26 protein-coding genes, 3 pseudogenes and 1 other annotated feature (1 of these 30 running past the window's edge) are annotated in these 26428 nt (G+C 29.9%); of the genes and pseudogenes, 10 read left to right on the top strand and 19 right to left on the bottom strand.

Annotation, left to right across the window (positions count from 1 at the left end; genetic code table 11):
* From BEN51_RS00680 to BEN51_RS00670, 3 genes are all read right to left on the bottom strand, one after another.
* A protein-coding gene (locus BEN51_RS00680; protein ID WP_119864204.1) for a heavy metal translocating P-type ATPase crosses the window boundary here: on the bottom strand, positions 1-850 show its start. It extends 1511 nt beyond the left edge of the window; 850 of the gene's 2361 nt are visible here — the first part of the coding sequence; the start codon lies at positions 848-850; the stop codon falls past the left edge of the window.
* Positions 851-863: 13 nt separating this feature from the next.
* Complete coding sequence (locus BEN51_RS00675) at positions 864-1238, bottom strand: ArsR/SmtB family transcription factor (protein WP_005584884.1); 375 nt, start codon at positions 1236-1238, stop codon at positions 864-866.
* Positions 1239-1554: 316 nt separating this feature from the next.
* The gene (locus BEN51_RS00670) at positions 1555-1701 is read right to left on the bottom strand and encodes an integrase (protein ID WP_206518792.1); all 147 of its coding nucleotides are present in this window, start codon (positions 1699-1701) and stop codon (positions 1555-1557) included.
* 136 nt (positions 1702-1837) lie between these two features.
* Here BEN51_RS00670 and BEN51_RS00665 point away from each other — a divergent pair.
* A pseudogene (locus BEN51_RS00665) lies at positions 1838-2978 on the top strand (IS3 family transposase).
* Between the two features lie 245 nt (positions 2979-3223).
* Here the strand turns inward: BEN51_RS00665 and BEN51_RS00660 are convergent.
* The 4 genes from BEN51_RS00660 to BEN51_RS00645 form a co-directional block, all read right to left on the bottom strand.
* The gene (locus BEN51_RS00660) at positions 3224-3727 is read right to left on the bottom strand and encodes a hypothetical protein (RefSeq protein ID WP_119864203.1); all 504 of its coding nucleotides are present in this window, start codon (positions 3725-3727) and stop codon (positions 3224-3226) included.
* A gap of 400 nt (positions 3728-4127) precedes the next feature.
* Positions 4128-4544: a hypothetical protein gene (locus BEN51_RS00655; RefSeq protein ID WP_119864202.1), complete on the bottom strand. Its 417-nt coding sequence runs from the start codon at positions 4542-4544 to the stop codon at positions 4128-4130.
* A gap of 82 nt (positions 4545-4626) precedes the next feature.
* A complete protein-coding gene (locus tag BEN51_RS00650; RefSeq protein ID WP_236906230.1) occupies positions 4627-5010 on the bottom strand; it encodes a beta-barrel domain-containing protein in 384 nt (127 codons plus the stop codon).
* 619 nt (positions 5011-5629) lie between these two features.
* Positions 5630-5824, bottom strand: a complete 195-nt coding sequence (locus tag BEN51_RS00645) for a DUF4177 domain-containing protein (protein ID WP_119864200.1) — start codon at positions 5822-5824, stop codon at positions 5630-5632.
* A gap of 176 nt (positions 5825-6000) precedes the next feature.
* Here BEN51_RS00645 and BEN51_RS00640 point away from each other — a divergent pair, with 176 nt between their 5' ends.
* Both BEN51_RS00640 and BEN51_RS13710 read left to right on the top strand, forming a co-directional pair.
* A complete protein-coding gene (locus BEN51_RS00640) occupies positions 6001-6282 on the top strand; it encodes a transposase (RefSeq protein WP_119864199.1) in 282 nt (93 codons plus the stop codon).
* A gap of 234 nt (positions 6283-6516) precedes the next feature.
* Positions 6517-6750: a hypothetical protein gene (locus tag BEN51_RS13710; RefSeq protein ID WP_123962148.1), complete on the top strand. Its 234-nt coding sequence runs from the start codon at positions 6517-6519 to the stop codon at positions 6748-6750.
* A 16-nt stretch (positions 6751-6766) separates the two neighbouring features.
* Here the strand turns inward: BEN51_RS13710 and BEN51_RS14060 are convergent, their stop codons facing one another.
* Positions 6767-6901: a hypothetical protein gene (locus BEN51_RS14060; RefSeq protein ID WP_257789685.1), complete on the bottom strand. Its 135-nt coding sequence runs from the start codon at positions 6899-6901 to the stop codon at positions 6767-6769.
* 65 nt (positions 6902-6966) lie between these two features.
* Positions 6967-8181: an IS91 family transposase gene (locus tag BEN51_RS00630; RefSeq protein ID WP_119864197.1), complete on the bottom strand. Its 1215-nt coding sequence runs from the start codon at positions 8179-8181 to the stop codon at positions 6967-6969.
* 351 nt (positions 8182-8532) lie between these two features.
* On the opposite strand from BEN51_RS00630, the gene BEN51_RS00625 reads away from it, so the two are divergent.
* Positions 8533-8982, top strand: coding sequence for an IS66 family transposase (locus BEN51_RS00625; RefSeq protein ID WP_119864196.1), 450 nt, complete (start codon positions 8533-8535; stop codon positions 8980-8982).
* Between the two features lie 288 nt (positions 8983-9270).
* Here BEN51_RS00625 and BEN51_RS00620 read toward each other — a convergent pair whose 3' ends face one another.
* The 4 genes from BEN51_RS00620 to BEN51_RS00605 form a co-directional block, all read right to left on the bottom strand.
* Positions 9271-10461 carry a radical SAM/SPASM domain-containing protein gene (locus BEN51_RS00620; RefSeq protein ID WP_119864195.1) on the bottom strand — a complete coding sequence of 397 codons (1191 nt, stop codon included), beginning with the start codon at positions 10459-10461 and terminating at the stop codon, positions 9271-9273.
* A gap of 18 nt (positions 10462-10479) precedes the next feature.
* Positions 10480-11676 (bottom strand): radical SAM protein, encoded by a 1197-nt coding sequence (locus BEN51_RS00615; RefSeq protein ID WP_164704058.1) that lies wholly within the window; start codon positions 11674-11676, stop codon positions 10480-10482.
* A 2-nt stretch (positions 11677-11678) separates the two neighbouring features.
* Positions 11679-12881 carry an MFS transporter gene (locus BEN51_RS00610; RefSeq protein ID WP_119864193.1) on the bottom strand — a complete coding sequence of 401 codons (1203 nt, stop codon included), beginning with the start codon at positions 12879-12881 and terminating at the stop codon, positions 11679-11681.
* A gap of 401 nt (positions 12882-13282) precedes the next feature.
* Positions 13283-14614, bottom strand: coding sequence for a recombinase family protein (locus BEN51_RS00605; RefSeq protein WP_119864192.1), 1332 nt, complete (start codon positions 14612-14614; stop codon positions 13283-13285).
* Between the two features lie 509 nt (positions 14615-15123).
* On the opposite strand from BEN51_RS00605, the gene BEN51_RS13970 reads away from it, so the two are divergent.
* Both BEN51_RS13970 and BEN51_RS13965 read left to right on the top strand, forming a co-directional pair.
* On the top strand, positions 15124-15615 hold the full coding sequence (locus BEN51_RS13970; RefSeq protein WP_236906229.1) for an IS110 family transposase: 492 nt from the start codon (positions 15124-15126) through the stop codon (positions 15613-15615).
* Between the two features lie 3 nt (positions 15616-15618).
* The gene (locus BEN51_RS13965; protein ID WP_335621848.1) at positions 15619-15951 is read left to right on the top strand and encodes a transposase; all 333 of its coding nucleotides are present in this window, start codon (positions 15619-15621) and stop codon (positions 15949-15951) included.
* 385 nt (positions 15952-16336) lie between these two features.
* On the opposite strand, the gene BEN51_RS00590 is transcribed toward BEN51_RS13965, so the two are convergent.
* Entirely contained in the window at positions 16337-17416 is a 1080-nt protein-coding gene (locus BEN51_RS00590) for a M24 family metallopeptidase (protein ID WP_119864191.1), read from the bottom strand.
* 136 nt (positions 17417-17552) lie between these two features.
* Between BEN51_RS00590 and BEN51_RS00585 the strand changes: the two genes are divergently transcribed.
* Positions 17553-18251 (top strand): metallophosphoesterase family protein, encoded by a 699-nt coding sequence (locus BEN51_RS00585; RefSeq protein WP_119864190.1) that lies wholly within the window; start codon positions 17553-17555, stop codon positions 18249-18251.
* A 13-nt stretch (positions 18252-18264) separates the two neighbouring features.
* Here BEN51_RS00585 and BEN51_RS00580 read toward each other — a convergent pair whose 3' ends face one another.
* The gene (locus BEN51_RS00580; protein ID WP_119864189.1) at positions 18265-18687 is read right to left on the bottom strand and encodes a cytochrome b5 domain-containing protein; all 423 of its coding nucleotides are present in this window, start codon (positions 18685-18687) and stop codon (positions 18265-18267) included.
* 101 nt (positions 18688-18788) lie between these two features.
* Positions 18789-19035, top strand: a binding site (T-box leader).
* Positions 19036-19097: 62 nt separating this feature from the next.
* On the opposite strand from BEN51_RS00580, the pseudogene asnS reads away from it, so the two are divergent.
* Together asnS and BEN51_RS14175 are read left to right on the top strand one after the other, a co-directional pair.
* Positions 19098-20490 (top strand): annotated as a pseudogene (gene asnS / locus BEN51_RS00575) (asparagine--tRNA ligase).
* A gap of 116 nt (positions 20491-20606) precedes the next feature.
* Positions 20607-22241: pseudogene (locus BEN51_RS14175) on the top strand (IS1182 family transposase).
* Between the two features lie 175 nt (positions 22242-22416).
* On the opposite strand, the gene BEN51_RS00565 reads toward BEN51_RS14175, so the two are convergent.
* From BEN51_RS00565 to BEN51_RS00550, 4 genes are all read right to left on the bottom strand, one after another.
* Complete coding sequence (locus BEN51_RS00565) at positions 22417-22623, bottom strand: DUF4177 domain-containing protein (protein ID WP_119864188.1); 207 nt, start codon at positions 22621-22623, stop codon at positions 22417-22419.
* A 183-nt stretch (positions 22624-22806) separates the two neighbouring features.
* Entirely contained in the window at positions 22807-23058 is a 252-nt protein-coding gene (locus BEN51_RS00560; protein ID WP_257789691.1) for a sigma factor, read from the bottom strand.
* 167 nt (positions 23059-23225) lie between these two features.
* Positions 23226-24872, bottom strand: a complete 1647-nt coding sequence (gene abc-f / locus BEN51_RS00555) for a ribosomal protection-like ABC-F family protein (protein ID WP_119864186.1) — start codon at positions 24870-24872, stop codon at positions 23226-23228.
* 364 nt (positions 24873-25236) lie between these two features.
* Positions 25237-25707: a hypothetical protein gene (locus BEN51_RS00550; protein WP_119864185.1), complete on the bottom strand. Its 471-nt coding sequence runs from the start codon at positions 25705-25707 to the stop codon at positions 25237-25239.
* Positions 25708-25868: 161 nt separating this feature from the next.
* On the opposite strand from BEN51_RS00550, the gene idi reads away from it, so the two are divergent.
* Positions 25869-26387 (top strand): isopentenyl-diphosphate Delta-isomerase, encoded by a 519-nt coding sequence (gene idi / locus BEN51_RS00545; RefSeq protein WP_119864184.1) that lies wholly within the window; start codon positions 25869-25871, stop codon positions 26385-26387.
* Positions 26388-26428: the final 41 nt, after the last annotated feature.

Raw genomic sequence — 26428 nt, 5'->3', positions numbered from 1 at the left:
GACGAATATCCATCAAAGCACTTATTGATTTTCTGGAGTGACCTACAGCTATATCCTGAAACAATTCACCTACCAGATAGAACAGCATAACTGCTACACCTTCTGGATACTCTCCAACGAAGAAAGCACCAATGGTAGCAATACTCATCAAAAAATGCTCACTGAATACCTGACCGCGGGCAATACCTTTTATTGCTCTTAAGACAACCTCTCCACCAACTATGATATAACTAATAATAAACAAGGTAAGCTCAAGCCAATTTTGGAAATTAAAGATGATTCCCACGGCAAATATTGCTCCACCGACCACAAGTCTTATGATTTCTTTTTTGTTGACACCTTCTTCTTCCTCTTCGTTATTTTCGTTTATTTTGGTCTTGGAGTTATTCTCCTCAAAAATGACCTTTACATCTGGCTCTATTTTCTTTACTATGCCTTCAATCTTCTCATTTAACTCAGAGCGGTTGACTTTCGGACTTATTTCCAGTGTTAGTTTCTTCGAAACAAAATCTACTGCAGCAAATTCAACTCCTTCTAGACCGCTTATTTCTTTTTCCATTTTAGCTGCACAATTCGCGCAGCCAAGTCCTTCAAGTATTAATACTTTTTTATTGCTCTTGTTAACGGATTTTTCTTTCACTACCACATCCGGTTCGTGCTTGTGCACTATGGTTTTAACTTGCTGTAATATATTCTTATACTCTTGCTCTGATTCAATTTCTAAAGTCAATGTCTTGTTCATGAAGTTCATATAGGCTTTGACTCCATTTAATTTATTAACCTCATCTTCAATTTTAGCTGCACAATTTGCGCAATCTAAACCTTCTAAAATTACTTCCTTCTTTAACATTACTGACCCTCCTTTACTTACTTTCTTCTGAAATATGAATTAATCCCTGGTCAAATATTTGCTTTACATGTTCATCTTCAAGAGAGTAGAATACAATCTTTCCTTCTCTTCTGCTCTTTACTAGTTCAGCCTGCTTTAAGACTCTTAGCTGATGTGAAATTGCTGATTGGGTCATATTTAATAAGAATGCAATATCGCAAACGCACATCTCTGATTCATCTAATGCCCAGAGTATCTTAATTCTTGTTGAATCTCCAAAAACTTTAAATAGTTCTGCTAGATCATATAGAGTTTCTTCTTGAGGCATTTTTTCTCGCACTTTATTTACAATTTCCTCATGTATTACATCACAGTCGCATCTTTCAATTGGTTGAATTTTTTTTGCCATATTTATGTCACCTCTTTATCATTCAATTGAACACTTGAATAAGCTTTCATATATATTATAAACCTCAATTCTCCGTTTGTCAATAAAAACATATGAGTAATTGTTCAAGTGTGTTTATCTTTTAGCTTTACGGTCAAGACCGCCACATCTAAGCGCAGCGTAGGTGGGTTTTAATCAGGTGGAGTAGACTCTCCATCTGATTCCCCGATGTTTCAGCTTGCTGAAACGAGTTCACTTATTAGATTATCCCCAAGTATAAATAGAAAAGAACCGCCCATCAAGAAGTATTTCTCCTCAATCGGCGGTCAAATTCGTTTTATTTTTCTATATCAATTTCTACACCAGATTTAAATTCAATAGTTAGTTTATCATCATAGACCGTTATTTTCTCTATAAGTCTCCTTACTAGTTGCTCATCATACTCCTCAAGGAGGATGGATTGTTCATTAATGAATTTTTCCATTTCTTCTAGTCTTTGCTTGGAGCCCTTTTTGCCAGCTTCTTCTGCTAAAGTGGTGTTAGTATAGTGGTGTTAGTATAGTTTTGTAGACACAGAAATTCGAACGATTTAAAATAAGAAGTGAAAGGAAGTGTCTACAATGGGAAGAGGTCAAAAACATTACACCAAAGAATTTAAAGATACTATAGTAGAGCTATATAATTCAGGAAAGCCGCTAGCAGATTTAGCTCGGAATATGGCATACCAAAATCAACAATGGTGACATGGTTAAACAAAGCCAAACCAGTAGTAATTGATAAAGACAAAACCGTGACAACAGCCGACTATCAAGCCATGTTAAAGAAGATAGCAAGGCTAGAAGAGGAAAATGAAATACTAAAAAAAGCCATGGCCATATTCGCGAAAAAGTAGATTCTATCTTTAAATTCATAGATGATAATAAGGACAAACATGATGTTAAGCTAATGTGTAAACTGCTTAAGGTTTCAAGAAGCTCTTATTACAAAAGCCAAAACCCTGTTGAAAGTAAAAGAAGTATTGAGAATAAAAGATTAAAAGAAGAAATTCTTAAAATATATAATGATAATAAAAAACGTTATGGAGCTCCTAAAATCCATAAAATACTAATAAATCAGGGAGAATCCATAAGTTTAAAGAGAGTTCAAAGGTTCATGAATGACTTAGGGATAAAGTCAATAATTTGTAAGAAGTACAAGCCCTATTCATCTAAAACCAAGGTTGAAGAAAGGGAAAACATCTTAAAAAGAGATTTTTCCACAACTACAATAAATGAAAAATGGGTTACTGATATTACATATATCCATACTTTGCGTGATGGATGGTGTTACCTTGCTTCTGTGATGGATCTTCATAGTAGAAAAATCATAGGCTACGCCTTTGATAAGGTTATGGATAATGATTTAGCTATTAGAGCTGTAAAGAACGCTTATGAATGTCAGAAGCCTGGTAAGCAGGTTATATTACACAGTGATTTAGGATCGCAGTATACAAGCTCTAAATTTGCAGAATATATATCAGAAATTAAATTCATTCACTCATTCAGTTCCAAGGGAAATCCCTATGACAATGCCTGTATTGAGTCTTTTCATTCTGCCCTAAAAAAGGAAGAGGTTAACCTAGTAACCTACTACGATTTTAATGCTGCAAGACTGGCAATTTTTCAATACATAGAATCCTGGTACAACAGAAAGAGAATCCATAGTAGCATTGGGTATATTACCCCTCAGCAATGTGAGGATATGGCTAGAAAATCAGCATAGTAAATCCGAGTTTTTGTGTATAAAATATTGACATAGGTCCACCAAATGAATTTTATAACCTTCATTTTGGAGAAAACCTGACTAATATTGAAATAAGGGTGTAATTCTAAGAAAATTAAAGAATTTATCAGGTTTTGTTCAAAACGAAGGAGTCAATCCGTTTTAAGCAGACAAAATGTTAACCGTCCCATTCCCCAACCATAAAACTTCGCATTAATATTAATGTGTAGAATAAACAAATTTCTTCAACAATTTTTTGATAAACAGGTTTGTATTTTACTAAGTATATATTCATTTAATATAATATGACAAATCCCCAAAATTGCAAAAACTATTTTTGATATACTATCTACCTTCGAATCAATCCCTCCTCCTATTAAATTGAATATTTTGGTATGTGGAATTATAATAATAAAAATACCAAGTATTATACTAAAAAAACTAAATAATTTTTGTAATTCATTTATTTCTTCATTAGACTCTTTCTCGACATTTCTATATACAATACTATACTGTAAAAGACCTATTAACAGAGAGCCTATCCAAGTAAAGCAAAAATACATACTGTAATCTAATATATAAAATATAGCGGTCGAACCAATACCAAAAACTAAAGTAAAAACTCTAAAAACATTTTCTACCTTTTTATTTTTATAACGTTTGATAAACTCAATTATTTTACTAAAAATTAGATTTATAGGTACCAATATAGTAATAAGATTACCTGCTTTGAGAGGTAGATATTCCATGAATGTTCCTCCTTTATATTTCTCTTATATAGTCGGTTGCAAAATGATACAACCCTTGATTTTACTGACATTACAGAATCTATATTTCATATTCTCCTCCACTAACCTCCGAATAAGGTATAATTACTCGTTTTAATTTCTGTGGATTTGTGAATAACTTTTTTAAAATTATAAATTGGATTATTATTCCATACTGTAAAATCTCATAAGTTCATCGAAAAACTTATTATTTTTAAAAAGTTATCCACATTTTTATAAAACGCAATTCTGCAATCATCTAATTTATCTTATAATTATTAAAATGTGTGCTTGAATAATTGTTGCTAGATTATATTTATATAAATCAAGCACACACTTTAATATATCTCTATCTATATCTATTTAGGGAACAAATTATACTTTAGCCAATCCAACCATTATTCCCATAGGTATCATGACTATCAATATAATTAGCCAGTGCTTCACCTGGATCAATAGCCCAAGTTAAAACTGTGAAACCTGCTGCTGCAGCTCCACATAACCACGAAGCAGTTGTTGCCGCAATTCCTTTTGCTAATAACTTCTTCTTTAATTGACTACTAAATATAGTAGCTGCTGCTTCTCTGCCATATTTTTTTGCTAGGTTAGTAAAGAACCCTCTTGCAGCAGTAAGTGAACCACCTACCAAAGCTGATACTGCTAGATTTATCACACCTGCAACAAACCATTCTGGTAATGCGAATCCCCCATCAACATACTCCATCTCTTCTCTGTCAATATCCACAAAGCTGTCTGGCAATTGAAGTTCATACTTTCTGTTTAATACAAATGCACTCATTTTTTTAATTCTCCTCTCATTTTATCATTTTTTTACATAAATGTATATATTAAAGGCATCTGCAGCTGCCTTTAACTACTAATTAATCGAACTTAATTCCTATTTGTTCCATAAAATATTTCATATAGGTTATCTTTTCATACTTTACTCTAGTTTCTGTTACCATACCTAAGGTTAGATTAACCTTCTCACCTTTTTTATCTGTTAAGTAATTCCTTTCTGGTTTTATCTTAACTTTAAAAAATACATTTCCTTTTTCATTATCTATAGTTGCATCTTCATCTATAGCAATAACTTGTCCCTTCAATGTGCCGTATTCAGCCTGGTTTAATCCTCCTACTGCCAGTGATACCTCATCATTTTCATGTATTCTTGGTCTATCACTACTTGGAATAAGTGCTTCTACAATTATATCTTCATCAGTGGTTGAAATACTTCCTAAAAGACTGCCTCCTTGCAGTACCATCCCTTTTTTCAGTGGTGCATTTAAGTGCACTATTCCACTTCTTTGTGCATAGAGCTAAGTTTTTATATATTTCCAATTTGTGTATTCTTAGCTTGATGCCATTGCCCCCGGGGGTTCAAATCCCCTCAAAACCTTAGTCTACGGAAACATAAAACACACATGAAAAAAAGGGGCAAATTGCCCCAAGCCTTTGATTTCAAGCTATTTCTTCTCTATCTTCACGACGCACTCCACATGTGTTTTGATAGAATGATGATAATAATACGCATTAATATCGATTTTGCGTAAAAATATCGCCCCCTTCTCCATAGGGGTACAAGTTCTCGTTCTTATCTATACTCTATTCTATTAGTTGATTATAAAACTTTCTTTATACGCTTTTTCGTTATTTTTTGCAGTTTCTTCATTATTTACTGTTATAGCATGAAATGTAGACAAAAACTCATTGCTGTTCCATTGAAAAAAATTCTTCTATAAATCTTCTACAGCTTTCATTATTATTATTCTCCATAACAGATATCCTCATATTTTTGATATCTGTAATTTTAACTAATATATTCCTAGCTTACTAACCATCAATTTTTTACACTTATCCTCAATCCATATATTACAGTTAAGCTTATATTTTTTCTTTCTCGAAAATTAATTCATAATATGCAGCAAATGGTCCAGCAGAAACTACTGGTGCAAATATTTGGACTAATCTCCAACCCTCTATTGCATTTTCCTCAATAATCTTATGATAATCTTCAACTGGACTCTTTGGCGGGAGAATACCCTTTAAATCAATTTTTACAAATTTATACTCATACATAAAGTACACCTCCTATTACCTCTCGGTACTGTCAAAGTTTTTTATATCTCTAAGACAGAAACCCTTTGATTTTACTTGATTTTTATATAAATAACTTGCTACCCCCCAAAAGTTACGGTATTTTATAGTTGTTAACAGAAAAACACAGCACTCATAAAGGGAGGCAAGCTACTAGCATGATTAATTTGATTCTTGTTGAATATCTTATTTTTCTAACTGATGTTATAAAATATTTACTAACCTTACTTCTCGGTAAAAATCTGCTCAAGAACCTTTCTGATGAACCAGTAAAGAAGGAATATCAGAAACTTCAGGTTGATGAGCTGCCTATCTTTGAAGTTCCCGAAAAACTTGATTATAAACTTCTTCTTAATGAATACAAGAACAAGCATGGTAAGGAACTTGAACCTGTGAAGGCTCGTAAAGATAAGCCTACTATTCCAAAAGATGTTATATGACCAAAATGTGGAGCTCCACACATTTACCTCTACGATAATAATGGTGGTAGAGGACAATATCTTTGCAAAGTTTGTAAGACACCCTTTAATCCTAAAAACTACTACCAAAAGTCTGTGGTATTGAGATGCCCTCATTGTGGTAAAACGCTTGTTAAAGCCAAGCTTCGCAAAGAATTCTATGTGTATAAGTGCAAGAACGATAACTGCTCATACTACCAGAAAAATCTTAATTTAATGACTAAGTCTGAGAAGGAAGATTTTAAGAAGAATCCTGGTAAGTACAAAGTAAGGTACATATTTAGAGATTTTACCCTTGATTTTGTTCCTCTAGCAAAGAACAGCCCTGTTACTTCAAAGGTTTCTCTGCCTAACATCATGATATCTTCTTATACTTTAGGACTTGTTTTAACTTATTACGTTAACTATGGTTTATCTTTAAAAAAATCCCCTAACGGGGACTCTCAATAGAGTGGCGATAGCCACTCTATTGCTTTTCACTGTCACCAGTAAAATAAAAATCTGCATTACAACAAGGGCATACCAAAACAGGCATTCCCTTTTTTTTACACTCACTATCATCCTGAAGAACCTCGTCCATGTAGCCAATCTCATCTACCACAAATGCTGGTGCCCATTCTTCGTAACCGCACTTGAGGCATCGATATTTGTACATAAGTTCTTTCTCTATCCGCACTCCATACACATGTATTCAGCATATCCCTTGCTCGATATTTGTACATAAGTTCTTTCTCTATTGGATTTAGTTCGTAATAATATTCGTCTATTGGATCCATCTGACTTAACCTCCTTATAGTTCGATTCCCTTATATCATATATCAAACCATAGTCATCATGCCAGATTTTCCATAATTCCATCTCTCTTTTACACTTTCTGCATTCTAACGGATTTCTATTGAAAGTCTCTATTATTCTCTGTTTCCAGCTCTTTTTTTCTTGTTTATTTTTCCTATTTAAGATATCAGAAATTTTTAACTGCTTTACAAATCTATACAGATGTATTATTTCCTTTGCTAAGGCATTTTTCTTTCTGGAATATAGACCATACCTTCTAACACACTTAAAACCTTTTTTATGTATCTGCTGTACCAATTTTCCGATAAATGTTAATACATCTAATGTAACCTTTATATGCTCACCACTATCATGGTCTTCGTACCAAAAGGTTACACTCTCTCCATCATAGCTTTCAATTCTATACTCTGCTATCGCAGCTCTCGCAAGATATCTGCCTATGTATTTAGTAGCCTTTCTCATATCTGTTATCGCTCTATCAGCATTAACGTAAAATCCATCTTTATATTTTCTATACAAAACACTTATTAGCTTTTTAGTTTTCCAATCCTTAAAATACTTTTTTATGATATCAAGAAGTGTTTTTTGCCATGACTTTCTAAGATATTCATAAGGAACATATTCTACTGGTTTCCACCACTTATACTTATTATTAATCGCACCTTCGGTTACAAGAGCATGAACATGAGGATTCCATTTTAAGTCTCTTCCAAATGTATGTATAACAGTAATTACTCCTACTTCATAGCTTTTTCCCTTATGAGTTTTATACCAATAGTCTATTACTTGATAAACTCCGTCCATCAAGTCTTTAAGCATATCTCTATTTTTAAAAAAATAATTTCTCAATTCTTCTGGGATAGTAAAGACACTGTGCCTGTGTGCTACATTTAACATATTCTCTTGCTGCTTATCTACCCACTTTAATGTATACAATCTCCCACACTTTACACAAAACTTACTCTTGCAAGTGAATCCTACCTTGACACTTTCACCGCACTCCATACACATGTATTCAGCATATCCCTTGCTAATATCCCCACAATGAAGAGACTTTTGAACCACATTAAAGATATGCTCTCGCATATCTTTAGGTAGCCTATACGAAAGTTTTTCCTAAAATTCTTCAAATTTATCTTCAAGTATACTTTTAATAGTTATCTTACTCATAGAAATAATCACCCAATTTAATACTCCTATAGGTAATTTATCGAACTTATCCACAATTTCTTAAATATATAATTTCCTATAGAGTGAAAAAAAGGGGCAAATTGCCCCAAGCCTTTGATTTCAAGCTATTTCTTCTCTATCAACGCAACGCACTCCACGTGTGTTTTGATAGAAAGATGATAATAATACGCAGAATTAGTTATTTTGCGAAAAGGTGAACCCCCCCTAAAAAAACAAACATATATTACAAGAATTTCACCTTCATAGATGTGCGTGATATTAAGAGCAGAAAAACTGTCTCCCATTAAAGATAACTTTATTGACTATGTTGAAAGAGAAATAATTAATGCTCTTCCAAGAAATCCGTTGGGTAAAGCACTTGATTATGCTAAAAAACATTTACCAGGATTAAAGAATGTACTACTAGATGGTTCTTTAGAGGTAGACAATAATGCAGCCGAAAGAGCTATTAAACCTTTCGTTATAGGTCGTAAGAACTTCCTTTTTGCAAATACTGCTAAGGGCGCAACTGCAAGTAACAATATTTACAGCATTATTGAAACTGCCAAGGCTAATAAATTAGTCGTAGAAAGGTATTTAGTTTATCTATTTGATAATCTATCTAAGATAGATATATCCGATAGGGAAAGTTTAATGCATCTTATGCTTTGGTCAGATAAGATTCCTGAAAATATGAAAATTAAAGATAAAAAATAAATTAATTAATCCTAGTAAAGCACAATCTTGCCTTACTACGATATTTTAATGCTATTTTTGAAGATATTAAAGGTACTAAAACTTTGACGCTTACATATAAAACGCCTGAAAGCTAGATAAAATCTAGCTTTCAGGTTGCGAAAATTTTATACTTTCCTAAGCATTCAATAAGACTTTCTGAAGATTTTGAACAAACGTTTTTCAAATTAGTAGAAAATCAATTACAACTAATCTAAAATTATGTAAGTAAACTATTGTTACAACTAGAATAAAACACTACATATACTATTATGAAATATTATGCATCTTTAATAATATATTTCTTGAATTGCTTCCATTTTTCATTAATATAGATATAAATTTTTTTAAATCATCACAATTTGGAAAGCACTCCAGTAATTTCTCATCCTTTTTATATAGCTCACCATAGTTACCTTTAACACAAAATGGGTAAAAGTCACATTCAAGACACTCTTTCCTATTTATTTCATATCTTAATTTAATATCTTTAAACCTGCTAACAATATCTCCAAATATATCATTATTTAGTTTATAAATATTCCCTAAGCAAAATTTATCGTAAATTAGCTGATCTTGTGGATATATATTTCCGTCATAATTTACATACAGATACATCTTAGATAATATATATGGATTTTTTATAAATAGACTGTCTAATACATGGCGTAATATATTGGGTCTCAATAACTTTGCCAAACTTGGATCTTCTTCTAATATGTTCAATATTTCCAATAGAATATCACTATTTGATATATAATTTTCACTATAAAATTTATCTTCAGCACTGCCTAAATTATATAATGCACTATAAGCAAAATTACTTATATTTCTTTCCTTTAAAAAATAAAGCATAGGTTTTAGGTCTTTTATATTACTCTTGGTAATAACAGATTTAACTGATAATCGGCATTTATGTTGACATAAATATTCTATATTTCCTATCAGCTTTTTAAAAGTTCCTTTTCCTCTAAAAGAATCATGTATACTTTCGATATGACTATCTAAACTTACTCTAAATTCTACCTTTGTGTCATTTAATATGTGCTTAAATTCAGGTTTCTTTATTATATCACTCATGCCGTTAGTAGATATTCTTACTTGGATGCCTTTGGATAACAAAAAATCGATTATCTCTATAATCTCTGAATGAATTAAAGGCTCTCCACCAATTAACTGAATTGTTTTTAATTTATAGTTATCCATATTTGTTAACAGGTTAATGTAATTAAATATCTCTTCTTTTGGTATTTCGTGTATTTCTGTTTTTTTATTAACCTCTTTATAGCAATAGATGCAATTGAGGTTACATTTGTTTGTTATAGCAATAGATGAATGTATTAGTAAATAATCATCTATATTTACCCTTGGCTTAAATATGCCTGAATTATATTTATGTTTTTCATAGTCCACCGACCATCTATATGTATTTCTATCAACATTAATAAATAAATTATCCATAATACCCTCCTGTAATAATTAGGAAATCTTATATATTGTTTTGAGAATATGGAGTCCCTTTTCCTCTAATGACATTATATGTATTACAGCTTTTCTTAGTTGATCACATGTTGGAAATTCAGTACTTAAACTTTTATCTATATTATATAATTCTCCATAGTTACCCAAAAAACAATAATCCTTTGCAAAGCAATTTTCACAACTTTTTCTATTCATTTCTATTTCTGATACTAACATTTTCATTTTTTCAAAGTCTAAACAACTAGAATTTCCAATACTATATTCTGGAAAAATAAGCTGATCATTTAAATACAAGTTTTTATCATAATTTAAAAATAGATATGTTCGTCTATATTTTTTTATTTTTTTTACATAAATACTTTTTAACATCTGTGCTAATGGCGTTTGAATAAACATATCCCAATATTCTTTATATTCGTCTTTAGTTAATTCTTCAACTAAAGTATAATGAGTTATTGTACTTTCTATATTATTTTTTATAGTTGAATCTAACACATAAAGAGCATTATAATTCCAAAGCTTTACTCCTAAATCATATTTAAAATAATGTAAAATATCTTTTAAATATTTAAAATTATGGTTAGTTACAATAGTTTTTAGCGATATTTCTGCACCATTCCCAACTAAATATTTTATATTATCTATAATCTTATAAAATGTATTTTTAGTTCTATACTTCTCATGTAATTCTTGCGTATGACCATCTAGACTTATTCTAAAATGTATGTTTGAATTTTTTATATATTTTAACATGGCTTTAGATTGTATTATCGGTAAGGTACCATTTGTTGCGATTTTAACACTATATCCTCTATCAAGTATATAATCTAATATTTTGTGAATATCTTTTCTTAGCAGCGGCTCTCCTCCAAATAATTCTATCGACTTTGGAAGGGTTCTTGCATCATTAATAGATTCAATATAATTTATATAATTTTTAATATCGTCAAAAGATAAGTTTTCAATAGTTCTTTTCTCTTGAGCATCTTGGTAACAATACAAACATTTTCCATTACAGTTAGCAGAAACATAAATATTGTAGTTTCTTAAATAGCTATACCAGTCTAATTCTCTAACTAATTTACTTGAATAAATGCTATTATCTTCATCACCTGCTAGATTACCATCAATGTACCATCCATAATTCTCAGCAATATGCAGTATTTTCCCTGTGTCTAATTTAATACTATACATTTTCATTCTCCTTTTGCAAAATAGTTCTCTTCATAACAAACTTCTAAAATGTAAAATACAACTAATAAAGATAGAATTATAACACTGAAAATCAAAAATAATATTTTTAGTGTCCATAAATTAAGCAAATAACCACTTATAAACATCGATAATGGTATTATAGCGCCTACCACAATAGTGTGAATACTTCTAATAAATCCAAAATGTTCTTCTTTAATAGTAGATTGATAATAAACCTGTAAGAATACATTAATAGCAGTAAAGATAAGTCCGTAACAAAAATCTACTATTACAAACGTATAAAAGCTTTGATATAATATATATGGAATAAAAATGGCAATACATATAAAAATAAATTTTTTTAGATTTTTAATTATGCTATTATCTTTAAACATTCCTGGAATAAAAGAGCCCAGTATACAACCTACTGCAAATATTGATTGAAGTACTCCTACTTTTTTAGAATCAAAATTAAACTCTTTAATAAACTGAAGAATTATAATTTTAGAAGTAGAAGATATAAATGTTATAACTGCTGCTATAATAAATATCAGAATTAAATAAGGATAAATTTGAGTTATATATTTAAAATCATAATTTGTATTCTCATTTTTAACTTTTCCACGGTTTCCCATATCAATTACTATACGAGTAGTATAATAAGCAGATACAAAAAATGATATGGAATTAATTAATATAAAGTATCTTAAACTTATGAACTTTAGCAAAAGCACTGATATTATTGGTACTAATACGCTCAAAGTATTTTCAGAAGTGTAAATAAATGACATATATTTTGATTTATTACTTGATGGTAATATTGATTTTAAAATCTTTTCCCTTACTATTTTATATATAGAAAAAATAAAACTAAAAATAATCTCAAATATGAATAAATAAAAATAGTTGAATTTGAAAACTATAAGTAAAAATAATATCAGAACAAAAAATCCATACAGCATGTTCAATTTTATCATAGATTTTTTGGGATTAAGTTTATCTATAATCTTAATTAAAAATAAAGAACTTAATACTCTCACGATAGCATTTATAGATACAAGCACACCCGAAATAAAAATTGAATTGGTATAAGAAGAAACTATAATTGTGAGAGCAACATCGTGAAAAATATCACCTATATTGCTAATATTTCTACCAAAATAATAGTTGTTAAAATTTTTGTTGCTAATAAATTCCTTAATCATAACTTTAATCCCTCGCACAATAATATTAAGATAACCGAAATATAATTATTTCGGTTATTTCTTTGAACTCTACTCCATCCAAACCATATCTAGGTCTTCTGATTTTATTTCTTCAATAATTTCAACTTGATATATCATTATTACTCCCCCCTTTCTAAAAAGGTAATGTCAAAGTTTTTTATATATCTAAGACAGCTACCCTTTGATTTTTATTCTTTTTTATGTAGACAACTTGTCTACATTTGTAATTTTACCCCCCCCATAACAAAAATATCAATAATTTCTTTGGTAAAATTTTACGACACAGAATGACAAAAAGTTATTTAATACCATGCTATTATTTTAAATAAGAAATATAGTAAGAATTGCTCCACCATCTTCAGCTGGTTGCAAATTATCCCTTATTCAATTACAACCTCAATCTCCGTCCCATCAAGCAAACTAACTAATATCTTCTGCCCATCAAACACCGTTATTTTCTCAGTAATCCTAAAAAACATAATCACATCAAAATCCTCTAACTTATCTTCATCAGCTAAAATCACCATAAACTGCTTTGCTTTATATCTTACCAATACATTCTCACTATTTAGTTCTTTCTCCCACTTATTAATAAAATATTCCTTATTCTCTACCATCACATTAAACGTATTTATAAACGCATAATACAAAATCTTATCATCTATATGCTTATTTTCACAGCTCTTTTTTCCCTTTACTTCATATTTTTTATTACATCTCCAAACCACTCTTCTTAACCTTTCATCAGTAGAATTCCACACCTTTCTTCCAAAGGCACTGCCGCAGTGTCCACAGATAACTCTTCCTGCAAAAGGATTATCAACTGTGGCATAATCAAGCTTACTAATGTTATATTTTTCTGCAAAAGCTCTTCTTCTCTCCATTTCAAGCTGTACTGCAGTATGCATTTCTTTGTCTATAATTGCAGGATGGCTTTCTTCTACATAATACATTGGAACTTCACCGTTATTTACTGCTCTTTTTTTGGTTAAAAAATCAACTGTATAAGTTTTTTGCAGTAGTGCATCTCCCTTATATTTTTCATTACTGAGTATCTTTCTTATACTGCTTTCATACCACTTAGGTTTCCCATTCCAGTTAGGAACACCTTCTTCTTCAAGTTCTCTTGCAATTCTATTTGGACCTTTACCATCAAGGTAATCTTTATAAATTCTTCTCACAATTTTAGCCTGCTTTTCATTTATAACAAGGTTTCCTTCTTTATCTTTATCATAGCCTAAAAATTTAGTATGATTTATATGAAGTTTCCCCTGTTCAAACCTTCTTCTAATGCCCCATGTGGAGTTTTCACTTATACTTCTTGACTCATCTTGGGCTAGAGAACTTAAAATTGTTAATAAAACTTCTCCCTTTGAATCTAATGTATTTATATTCTCCTTTTCAAATATTACTCCAATGCCTAATTCCTTAAGCTGTCTTACGTAGTTTAAAGTATCAAGTGTATTTCTTGCAAACCTTGATATAGACTTGGTTATAATCATATCTATTTTCCCTGCTTTGCAGTCTTCTATCATTTTATTGAACTGTTCTCTCTTTTTAGTGTTTGTTCCTGAAATCCCCTCATCTGCATAAATTCCTCCGAATTCATAATCTGGATGATTTGTTATATAGGATGTATAATAAGCTACCTGTGCTTCATAGCTTGATAACTGTTCTAATTGGTCTGTTGATACTCTGCAATAGGCCGCCATTCTCTTTTTCTGCGGCTATATCTGCTCTGCCAGATTGCTCCTGTTTGCTCTTGCAGGTATAACTGTAATGTTTCTTGCCATCCTTAACTTCCTCCCTCGTATAATATACTTAATAAATCTTTCATTTCTTAAAGCTTATATCTTAAAGCTGAAATAGGGTTTCTCCCTAGTCCAGAAGCTTTAGCTAAAAATATGTTATAATTATTGAGATTTAATTCTCGCATGATAGTGTGGTTATCGGTTTCCTCCTCGTATAATAAAGTCATAGTTTAAAAACTATATTTTCTTTTCTATCTCATAAGTCTTATGAGATAATATTTGTACAGATAGAGGTCGTAGTTCACCTCCTTGAAGCCTAGTCTTCCTAATGAAGGGTTACGCCTCTTCTTTACATCCATATGCGAATGAGCTGGATAGTACCTAGTTACTGAATATCTAACGAGGTTGTATTGTGTAAAGTAAAGAGGTTCTAGACTTTATCTGTTAATATTTTAAAAGCTGGTGATTTTATGTTTTATGTTGGTATTGATATTGCTAAGAAAAACCACGAAGCTTCTATTATTAATTCTACTGGTAAGCTTCTTGATAAAAGTATTTCCTTTTCAAACTCTCAAGCAGGTTGTGCTAAATTAGTTTCTTTGCTTGAGTACTCCAAGCTTTTTTCAGATACTTTTGGAGTTACCTCGAGAGAGATTCTATCTAAATATCCTACTCCTGAGGACATGTTGTCCATAGATACAGACACTCTTGTTGAGCTTTTATCAAAAGCAAGTAAAGGTCGATTTGGTATTTCAAAAGCTAATGAAATACAAGAGTCTGCCTCTAATACATTTGGAGTAAGTTTTGCAAAGAATGCCTTTGCATTTCAAATTAAACAAATTATTGCTCAAATTAACTTTATCGAAGATCAACTTGAGGAACTAGAAATTGAAATTTCAACCTTGCTTCATAGGACCAATTCAGTAATCACTACGATTACAGGTATTGGTGATGTTCTTTGAGCCATAATCATTGGAGAAATTGGTGATATTTCTCGTTTTGAATCAGCTCCGCAACTGGTTGCTTATGCAGGACTTGATGTCGCTGTAAAACAATATGGAGATTTCATTGGAACTCAAACTAAAATTTCAAAACGTGGTTCTCCATATCTTCGTAGAGCAATTTGGTTAGCTGCTACTGTTGCAGCTTTTAAAGATCCAGCATTATCTGTATATTATCAGTCACTTAAATCACGTGGAAAACATCATTTAACAGCTGTAGGTGCAGTTGCTAGAAAGATGTGCAACATTATATTCGCTGTATTACGTGATAACAAGCCCTACGTACCTCATATATAAGGTATTTCTTAAGCTAAGTTTAATCCTAGCCTAAATTTCTTTGCCTCTAATTTAGGCTTATTTGTTTTGCCTATTTTCACATAAGAATTTATGGCAGGTTCTGTCAAGGATGTTTTTCCCCTTTACAGGTTCTGACAGAAATTCTATAATTCCAAAGGTAAAATAAATTAAATTATCTATTGACATTTAATAGCTGGTCTTTATATTTAATTCTGGTCGGCAAACATAGTACTTTTATAATGGAGGTATTATTTTTCTACTCATATCTAAAAGCCTTTTAGAACCACAGGTAAAACCTGTGGTATTCAAAATACAATAAAGCTGAAAGTTAGTAAAAATCTAACCTTCAGCTTCTAAAGCATTCTTTCTTATTACCTATTACTTTTTACTTAATTATTGTTATTTCCTTACTAACCTTATTTAAAAGCTCACATCCGTCCTTAGTAACAAGTACTAAATCTTCTATTCTAACTCCAATATCATCTTTTAAGTAAATTCCAGGTTCAATAGAAAATATCATTCCTGCTTTAACTTCCTCATGATTTACAGAACTAACATCACCAAAATCATGATCTTCTATTCCAATACTATGTCCTGTTCTATGGGTAAAGTATTCTCCATAACCTGCTTCCTCGATAAAACTTCTAGCAACCTTATCTATATCTGAAAACTTAACCCCTTCCTTTACTCTGCTTATAGCCCTTAAATTTGCTTCCTTTACTATATTATAAATTTCCTCATGTCTCTTGCTTGGAGCTTCCCCAAAAAATACAGTTCTTGTCATATCTGAACAATAGTAATTATAAACTCCACCAATATCTAAAACTATACTCTTTCCTTTAGTTATTTTAGTATTATCACATTCATGATGAGGATCTGCCCCATTTGGTGACACTGCAACTATTGGATCAAAGGAAAATTTGCTTACTCCATAGCCTTCATAGATTTCCTTTAAAAGATTACTATAATATCTTTCTGTTTCCCCTTCCTTTAAATTATTCCATAAATCAAGCATTACCTTATCATTTATTTCAGAAGATTTTCTCATTAAATCAATTTCTTCTTCATCTTTTATCATTCTTAGTCTATCTAAAATCAAGGAAGAATTCACAAAAGCTTTAGCTCCCTTAATATCCATTAATCTAATTAAAAAATGTGCTGGCCAACTTTTATCCACACCTAAAACTTTAGTTTTGTCCACAACTGTTGATAATAGCTTTATTGGATCTTCCTCATCTGAATACCAAATAATATCTAGTCCTAAATCTTCATATATCGGAAATAACTTATTTACTATAAACCTATGATTTCCATCTATATTTAAATATAGAGCAATCATTCTTTCACCTGTAGAAAACCATTTACCAGTTAGATAAAATAAGTCTGGTGAAGAAGTTACAATAATTTGCTCTAAATTTTGTTCTTTCATTAAGCATAAAAGCCTTTTAATTCTATTTTCTTTCATCCTTTTCCTCCTAAATTTATTTATATATTTAATATAACTCATCATAAAAATAATATCTATTTTGTAATATAAAATTATTTATATAAAATAACTAAAATGGTATAATCTTAATTAGAAATTTTTAGGAGGACAATCTATGAAAATTGCAGTAATTTCAGATATACATGGAAATATTTATGCACTAATGAAAACCTTTGAGGATATAGATTTGCAAAAAGTAGATTTAACTATTTGTCTTGGAGATTTAGTTGGATATGGACCTCATCCTAATGAAGTTATAGCCTTAATAAAAAGAAGAGATATCCCTTGTTTAAAAGGAAACTATGATGCCTCCGTAGTTGATGGTGATTTCACCTTTATAAGAAATAATAGTGTTAATTCCTTTGCTCTTCCATGGGCTTCTAATGAAGTTAGAACTTCAAATAAATATTATCTATCCTCTTTACCAACATTCTTAGACTACGATATAAATGGAGTTAAAATTAAATTTACTCATGGAAGTCCAAATACAATAAATGAATATCTATATGAGGATAAAGAAAATACTAAAAATATTATGGAAAACTTAAAAGAAGATATTCTTGTTTGCGGACATACTCACATACCTTCTTATAAAAAGTTTAATAATAAACTTTTTATTAATCCTGGCAGTGTTGGTAAACCTAAAATAGGCAGGCCTAATATAACTTATGCAATACTTAATATTGATGAAAATAAAAATGTAGATGTTAAATTTAGAGAATTAGAATATGATTATCAAAAAATAGTTAAGGATGCTAAAATGCTTAATTTCCCAAATTCTTTAGTTGCTTCTTATGAAAGTGGAACTGAATAATTCAGCTCCACTTTTATTTCATATTCTCCTTAATTACACCAATGACTTTAAAACTTGATAACATAGTCATACACTCTTCCTTTCCTCTTTTAAATAAGTCTGTATAATCCTTCCCAGCCCTTGCCCCCAAATACTTTGCATGTTTCCATTCTTCTGATTCTGTTATATCATATACTATTCCATCAACTACAATATAAGCTGGTCTCTCCTCTTTTCCATCGTATAATTTAAGTTCTTCCCTTGTTAAATTAATAAATTCATTCATTTTATTATATCTTTCAAAAGTTGAAACCTCCAAATAAATTTCAATCTGATTACAGACCTTTCTAAAAGCTTCAATTATGTTTTCCTTATAATCTTCTGGATATGTTATTAATCTTGATTTTAACTCATTTAATTCTATAAACTTCCTTTCTAAAAAATCTTCCCTTCCCATAAAATCCCCCTAAAATATTTCCTTTAACTATAATATGATTTTAAGTTGCAAATGTTAGTAAATTGGTGTAAAATCAAAATTAATACCATAAAATTAATATAATTAATGCGATGACGAGAAGAGTAGCTGATTTGAAGTAGTTTAAGCGAGTAAGGGATGGTGTGAGCCTTATACGAAGCAATTAGTGAAGAACATCTCTGAGCATCTAACCGAACAAGTGATTTTATCACTTAAGTAGACTTAGACGGCTTCAAACCGATATCTTTTGAATGGCATTATTATGTCAGCAGAGTGGCTATTTTTTAGCAATTTGGGTGGTACCGCGAAATTTATCCTTTCGTCCCTTATTTATGGGATGAAAGGTTTTTTTATTATATTATTGATAATAATATTATTAGGAGGAAATTATCATGAATAAAGTTGTTTTAGTTAAATCACTTTATAGAAAGCAAGATGAATATTTAGATAAAGAAGTAAAGATTTCTGGATGGATAAGAACTTTAAGAGCTTCAAATGCCTTTGGATTTATTGAAGTTAATGACGGAAGCTTTTTCAAGAACATTCAAGTTGTTATTTCTAATGAACTTCCAAACTTTGCGCAAATTTCAAAACTACCTATAAGCTCATCAATATCTGTTATAGGTACTTTAGTTGCTACACCTCAAGCTAAGCAGCCTTTTGAGATTCAAGCTAAAGAAGTAATCGTTGAAGGTATGTCTAGTTCAGATTATCCTCTTCAAAAGAAAAGACATACTTTTGAATACTTAAGAACAATAGCTCATTTAAGACCTAGAAGTAATGCCTTTTCAGCAGTATTTAGAGTACGTTCAGTAGCAGCTTATGCTATACACAAGTTCTTCCAAGAAAGAGGATTTGTTTACACTAACACTCCAATAATAACTGGAAGTGATGCTGAAGGTGCTGGAGAAATGTTTAGGGTTACAACTTTAGACCTTCATAATGTACCAAAAACTGAAGATGGAAAGATAGACTTTAAGGAAGACTTCTTTGGAAAGGAAGCGAACCTTACAGTATCAGGCCAATTAAATGGAGAATGCTATGCATTAGCCTTTAGAAATATATATACCTTTGGACCAACATTTAGAGCAGAAAATTCAAACACTGCAAGACATGCCGCTGAATTCTGGATGGTAGAACCAGAAATAGCTTTTGCTGATTTAGAAGATGATATGGAACTTGCAGAAGATATGCTTAAATATGTATTGGAATATGTTTTATCTGAATGTCCAGAAGAAATGGCTTTCTTTAACCAATTTATTGACAAGGGAATTCTTGACAGATTAAACCATGTTATAAATTCAGATTTTGGTCGTGTTACTTACACAGAAGCTATTGAAATATTAAAGAATGCAGATAAAAAATTTGAATATCCAGTTGAATGGGAGTAGATCTTCAAACTGAACATGAAAGATATTTAACAGAAGAACACTTTAAAAAACCAGTATTCGTAACTGACTATCCAAAGGATATTAAGGCCTTCTATATGAGACTTAATGATGACGGAAAAACAGTTGCAGCAACTGACCTTCTAGTTCCAGGAATAGGAGAACTTATCGGTGGAAGCCAAAGAGAAGAAAGATTAGATGTATTAAAGAGCAGAATGGCTGAACTAGGTCTAAAGGAAGAAGACTACTGTGGTACTTAGAACTTAGAAAATACGGAGAAACTAAACACTCTGGCTTTGGTTTAGGTTTTGAAAGACTTATAATGTACATTACTGGTATGACTAATATAAGAGATGTAATTCCATTCCCAAGAACTACAGGAACTGCAGAATTCTAAAAATGTTAATATTTATATATTTAAAAGGGCTGTCGCACTAAATAATTAGTGTGAAGCTCCTTTTTGATGAAAAAAATAAATCCCAGACTTTAAAAGTCTAGGATTTATGGTAAAATATTTTTCATGCCTATAAAAAAAATCTTACGAAAAATTATACTTTAAATCAAAAGGTTTATCAACTAAAACTTCCTTTTGATATTGATTGCATAATTCCAAGTAATGATTCTGTGCGATTACTAAGCCAGTTTGTAGAGGAGATGGATTTGACTGAGCTATATTCTACTTATTTTAGAATAAGAGAAAATCAAGTATCGCCCATGAAAATGCTGAAAATTATGCTATACGCTTATATGAATGGAATTTATTCTTCCACGTGATATTGAGCTAGCTTGCCGTAGAGATATAAATTTTATGTTTTTACTAGAAGGGGCTTCCGCTCCGGATCACTCAACATTTGCAAGGTTTAGAAGTTTACATTTCGCCCCATGTTCTGAAAAGATTTTAGCTGAAATGACTAATTTTCTTTATAAAATAGGAGAAGTATCAGGTAACAACATATTTATTGATGGTACTAAAATAGAAGCTTGTGCAAATAAATATACTTTTGTTTGGAAAAAAGCTGTTACAAAAACATGGCAAAGTTATTAATTAAATTAGCCGACCTTGTAAAAGAATCTGAAGAACTTTATGGAATTAAATTAATTTATAAAGATAAAGTAGAAATTAAACATGTGAAGAAGCTAAAAAAAAGCTTTATGAGTTGAAGAGATCAGAAGGTATAGAATTCGTCCACGGATGTGGTAAAAGAAAAACTACACTACAAAAGTCTATAGAAAAACTTGAAGAGTATCTTTCAAAATTTAAAGAATATAATCAGAAAGTGTACACTTGCGGTGATAGAAATAGCTATTCAAAAACAGATACTGATGCTACATTTATGAGAATGAAGGAAGATGCTATGAAAAATGGACAACTTAAACCTGCTTATAATGTACAACATGGAGTAGATTCAGAATACATTACTTGGCTTACGGTAGGGCCTCAGCCCACAGACACAACGACTCTAATACCATTTTTAAAAACTATGGAGGAACATTTAAATTTTAAATACTTAAAAATTGTTGCTGATGCTGGATATGAAAGTGAAGAAAATTATTCTTTTATTGAAGATAATAATCAAATAGCATTTATTAAACCTGCTAACTACGAATTATCAAAAACGAGAAAATATAAAAATGATATTGGTAAAATAGAAAATATGGATTATAATCCTGAAAATGATATTTTCATATGTCAGAATGGTAAAAAGTTAAAAATGGAAGGCGTAAAATTAAGAAAATCAAAAAACAGGATATGAAAGTGAAAAAACAATTTATACATGTGAAGATTGTAGTGATTGTAAATATAAAAGCAAATGCATTAAAGGAAATAATTGCAAAACACCTTTAGAAGAAAGAACTAAAAAATTTGAAACCTCAAAAAAATTTAATCGTCAAAGAAAAGAAGACTTAGAGAGAATAATTAGTGATGAAGGTTGCTTGCTAAGAATGAATAGGAGTATTCAAGCAGAAGGTTCCTTTGCGCAAGTTAAACAAGATATGAATTTTAGAAGGTTCATGTGTCGTGGACAAAGAAATGTTTTAGCCGAAAGTACATTGCTTGCAATGGCTCATAATATAAATAAAATTCATAGAAAAATCCAAGCAGGCCGAACTGGACAACATTTATTTGAAATAAAGAAAACTGCATAATTAATTTTAAAAAAGTCTTTTTTCTTAGGCTTATTAAAGTGCGCCTTTTTTAAGAAATAATTTTATTTTGTCAGCAAAGATTCGAATCTTCTCTTTTTATTGAAAAATAGGAGCTGTCGCTAGCGTTTTTTTCACCCGCTAATGCGACAGCCCCTTTACTATATTATATTTTACCTTATTTTATTTCTTTTTCGAAAATTATTTGATAACAGTAAGGAGAATAAACTCCAGCCTTCTCACTTTGTGGCAGTAGAATCTGTTTTAATCTCCAACCATTTTTTACTTCATTATTTATAACTTCCTTACATTCTTCAAAAGTATCTCCCACCTTAACTTTAAAACCAACCTTTAATGGAACTTCAACAAACTTATATTCAAACATATAACCACCTCTATTCTAATATATTTTAACCCTTTTATTAATAATATCATATAATAACTTGTTTTTTTGTAAAGTTTTGTATTATATCTCAAATTTTTATAATTTATTTTATGGCAAAATACCTAAAACAAAATTTTTAACTTATTTGCTATTTTATTAGATGAATTCTTTACATTTAATTATTTATATCAATTGTAAATGATTATTATAATTGACTTCTTCTATAGGAATAATCCTCTTATTGTTCTTTATTATTCGTTTGCATTCATTTATCAATATTCTTATAAGCCATGTTTTAAAGAATTCATTTTTCCTTAAATAAATTATTCCTTCATATGACTTTATTATTGTATTTTGAATTGCATCTTCTATGTCTTCTTTTTCTGAAAGCATACTTAAGGCTACTCTATATAAAGAATTTTTATTATTTTCAATTTAAAATGTTCACATAAAAATATAGATTTTAAAAATAATATAAAATTATTTAAGATATAATCTTACCTATATTTTAAACTCTAATTTTTATTAACAAAATATACCTAGTATTAAAAAATAAAGGGAGCAATAGATTAAATATACTATTGTTCCCTTAAAATTATCTTCTACACTTTACTTTTTAATTCTTTCAATTTAGCAAGCAATTCTTTATATTCTTTATCTAACTCTTCTAAATTATCATTTTTTGATGGTATTGATAATCTTCCTATAACTTCTGTAATTCTATTTTGTAATATGAAGATTTGATTTTTTATATCCTGCTTCGAATCTTTTTTGACCTTCCTTTTACTTGCTAGATATTCTTTATAGTTTCCTCTAAAAATATTAATCTTATGATTTTCTATAGTCATTATAGTATCGGCAACAGCTTCTATAAACCTTCTATCATGGGAAACAAATAATATTGTTCCTTCATAATCCTTAAGAACCTTTTCTACCACTTCAAGAGAATTTATATCAATGTAATTTGTAGGTTCATCTAGGATAAGAAGGTTTATGTCCTTAAGCAGCATTTTCGCAAAGGATACCTTAACCTTCTCTCCCCCACTTAATACTCCTACTTTTTTATAGATATCTTCTTTTTTTATAAATAAGCCAGCTAAAAGTATTCTAGCAAAGGTTTCATCATAAATACTTTCTTCCATTACATTTTCTATTATAGTTAAATCATCATTTAAAATGCTCATATCTTGACTAAAATAACCTATCTTAGCTCCCTTTGAAAGATTTATAAAATCCTCATTATTCATTATCATTTTTATTAAAGTACTTTTACCACAGCCATTAGGACCAATAAGAGCAACCTTTGAACCATTAAATATACTAAATTCAGTATCATTGAATATTACTTTATCTCCAAACCTTTTAGATATATTTTTTCCTTCTATTACTATTTTGCTAAAAAGCTTGTTTGATTCCTTAATATCTAATTTAATTAACTCTTGTTCCTTTGGCTTTTCCTTAGATTCAAGATGTTCTATTCTTTTTTCAACAGCCTTTACATTCTTATCAAGATTTGCCTTTGCTTTTTGGTTTCCCATCTTATGAAGTCTAGCTTCCGAATTTCCCATTCTTTTTGGAGTTTTCCTCATACTTTTTATTTTTTGCTTAGTATCTATAATTACTTGCTGAAGCCTCTTTTTTTCTTTTATATATTCCTCATACTCAAATTTAGCTCTTTCCCTTGCCTTAGCTTTTTGCTCAATATAATCACTATAGTTTCCCTTATATATTTTTATTTTTCCACCTTCTAATTCTATAATCTTATTACATAGCTTATCTAAAAAGCTTCTATCATGAGATATAAGAACCAAAGCTCCCTTATACTCTTGAAAGCTTCTTTCTAATAGCTCAATACCTTCAATATCAATATTACTTGTTGGTTCATCAGCAAATACTAACGGACTATTTTCACTTAATGCTTGTGCAAGCTTAAATCTAGTCTTTTCTCCCCCACTCATATTGTCATACCAAGTATCTCTTATATTAAATTTAGAAGCCATTTCTTTACTTATTTTTAAACACTCCGGTCCTTCTAATTGGGATATATAAGAATAATTGCTATATATCTTAACATATCCTTCATCAGCTTCTAACCTTTTAGAAAGAATATTAATTAGTGTGGTTTTACCAACTCCATTTACACCTACAATTCCTATTCTATCTTCAGAATAAATTTTTAAACTTTCAACATCTAATATTAGTCTATCTGCAAAACTCTTTTTTATATTATTTGCTTCAATTAATAACAAAAAATCCCCTCCTTCTAATTTGGAGAGGATAGCATTCTAACTATATATCTATATGTCAAATTTTATATATCAAATGAAAGCCTATTATGCATAAAACTAGTATACACAATAAGAATTATATAGACTATAAATATAAAAATATGACAAACTATCTACAGTTATAAAAATACTATCCACTTCCAAATTAAATAAAATGCGAAACAATAAAGCCCCTCTTAAGACCTTATTAAAATTTCAATTTTAAATAATTATTAATAGTGGATTACATTCTCATTTCTGCAAATACCTTGCCCTTTCTTAAAATTTTATTATTATAGTCACTTGTATTATATTAACAACTAATTTAACTGTCAATACTGCCTAGTTAATTTTTTTCTATTATTTCATAACCTACAGTCTTTATATCCTTTATATCGCTTCTATTAACTTCAAATAAGCAAATCCAAGCTGCCATATCAGCTGTTCCAATTTCAGAAACTTCCCTATTAATAATAAGAGTTAATTTATCTCCCTCTATTTTAACTCCCTTTGCACTAATATTATTTGAACCACTGCTTTCACTTTTTATAAAAATATATATTAACTTACTTTTAAAAAATTCTTCATTATAGTCCTCTAAAAATTTATTCTCATTAGCAAACTGCTCTGGATGTTCTTCAATAAAATTTTTCAAGTCAGATAAATTATCAATTAATATCGGTGTGTCAAAATTATAATCTTCACTCCATATTGCCCTATATTCTCTGCTTACTACTTCAATAGATTTTTCTATTTTCTTCTCACATCCTATAAATATCATTAAGACTAATAATATAATACTAATTATTTTCTTCATAACATATCTCCTCTACATTTTTAATAAAGGTTTATTTTATAATTTATTATATATAATATATTTATAAGTATTACAATCAATTAATAATTTATTAATTGATTATATTAAAACGATCTTATAGTTTTCCATACATTTAATAAATTATAATGGGAGTGAAACAGGTGTCTGAAATTATAACTGCTGTAAATAAAGAGGATAAGGAAATAGGCCCTATCGAAAAAATGGAAGCTCATCATAATGGAATTTTACATAGAGCCTTTTCTATATTAATCTTTAATTCTAATAATGAATTATTACTACAAAAAAGAGCTTTAAATAAATATCATTCTCCCAGACTTTGGACTAATACCTGCTGCAGCCACCCAAGGTTTGGTGAAAAATTAAAAGATGCAATTTATAGGAGACTTAAGGAGGAAATGGGGTTTATTTGCGAACTTAAAGAGGCTTTCAGCTTTGTTTATAAAGTAGAATTTGAGGATGGACTTTTTGAACATGAATTTGACCATGTTTTTATTGGAAAATACAATGGTAATGTTATTCCTAATAAAGATGAAGTTGAAGATTATAAATGGGTTAATATAGAAGAGCTTAAAAGAGATATAGAAAAAAATCCTGAAGCTTATACATATTGGTTTAAGATATTATTTGATAAAATAAAAAATTATAATCTAATAAAGTAAAGGCTGTCGCCTTATAAGTCAATTAACCTTACGACAGCCCT

The sequence above is a fragment of the Clostridium isatidis genome, from assembly GCF_002285495.1.
In the GTDB taxonomy this organism is placed as follows: Bacteria; Bacillota; Clostridia; order Clostridiales; family Clostridiaceae; genus Clostridium; species Clostridium isatidis.
The sequence above is the reverse complement of the archived record's forward strand: the minus strand, read 5'-3'. Positions and strand labels throughout refer to the sequence as shown.

Excerpts from the sequence above, each read along its gene's own strand:
- BEN51_RS00660 (WP_119864203.1), bottom strand. The coding sequence starts at position 3,727 with ATGGAATATCTACCTCTCAAAGCAGGTAATCTTATTACTATATTGGTA.
- BEN51_RS00625 (WP_119864196.1), top strand. The coding sequence starts at position 8,533 with ATGTGCGTGATATTAAGAGCAGAAAAACTGTCTCCCATTAAAGATAAC.
- BEN51_RS13970 (WP_236906229.1), top strand. The coding sequence starts at position 15,124 with ATGTTTTATGTTGGTATTGATATTGCTAAGAAAAACCACGAAGCTTCT.
- BEN51_RS00580 (WP_119864189.1), bottom strand. The coding sequence starts at position 18,687 with ATGGGAAGGGAAGATTTTTTAGAAAGGAAGTTTATAGAATTAAATGAG.
- BEN51_RS00645 (WP_119864200.1), bottom strand. The coding sequence starts at position 5,824 with ATGTATGAGTATAAATTTGTAAAAATTGATTTAAAGGGTATTCTCCCG.
- BEN51_RS00590 (WP_119864191.1), bottom strand. The coding sequence starts at position 17,416 with ATGAAAGAAAATAGAATTAAAAGGCTTTTATGCTTAATGAAAGAACAA.
- BEN51_RS00675 (WP_005584884.1), bottom strand. The coding sequence starts at position 1,238 with ATGGCAAAAAAAATTCAACCAATTGAAAGATGCGACTGTGATGTAATA.
- BEN51_RS00670 (WP_206518792.1), bottom strand. The coding sequence starts at position 1,701 with ATGGAAAAATTCATTAATGAACAATCCATCCTCCTTGAGGAGTATGAT.
- BEN51_RS00565 (WP_119864188.1), bottom strand. The coding sequence starts at position 22,623 with ATGTTTGAATATAAGTTTGTTGAAGTTCCATTAAAGGTTGGTTTTAAA.
- BEN51_RS00630 (WP_119864197.1), bottom strand. The coding sequence starts at position 8,181 with ATGCGAGAGCATATCTTTAATGTGGTTCAAAAGTCTCTTCATTGTGGG.
- BEN51_RS00605 (WP_119864192.1), bottom strand. The coding sequence starts at position 14,614 with ATGGCGGCCTATTGCAGAGTATCAACAGACCAATTAGAACAGTTATCA.
- BEN51_RS00615 (WP_164704058.1), bottom strand. The coding sequence starts at position 11,676 with ATGTATAGTATTAAATTAGACACAGGGAAAATACTGCATATTGCTGAG.
- BEN51_RS00650 (WP_236906230.1), bottom strand. The coding sequence starts at position 5,010 with ATGGTACTGCAAGGAGGCAGTCTTTTAGGAAGTATTTCAACCACTGAT.
- BEN51_RS00550 (WP_119864185.1), bottom strand. The coding sequence starts at position 25,707 with ATGAAGAAAATAATTAGTATTATATTATTAGTCTTAATGATATTTATA.
- BEN51_RS00655 (WP_119864202.1), bottom strand. The coding sequence starts at position 4,544 with ATGAGTGCATTTGTATTAAACAGAAAGTATGAACTTCAATTGCCAGAC.
- BEN51_RS00620 (WP_119864195.1), bottom strand. The coding sequence starts at position 10,461 with ATGGATAATTTATTTATTAATGTTGATAGAAATACATATAGATGGTCG.
- BEN51_RS13710 (WP_123962148.1), top strand. The coding sequence starts at position 6,517 with ATGACTAAGTCTGAGAAGGAAGATTTTAAGAAGAATCCTGGTAAGTAC.
- BEN51_RS00610 (WP_119864193.1), bottom strand. The coding sequence starts at position 12,881 with ATGATTAAGGAATTTATTAGCAACAAAAATTTTAACAACTATTATTTT.
- BEN51_RS00640 (WP_119864199.1), top strand. The coding sequence starts at position 6,001 with ATGATTAATTTGATTCTTGTTGAATATCTTATTTTTCTAACTGATGTT.
- BEN51_RS00585 (WP_119864190.1), top strand. The coding sequence starts at position 17,553 with ATGAAAATTGCAGTAATTTCAGATATACATGGAAATATTTATGCACTA.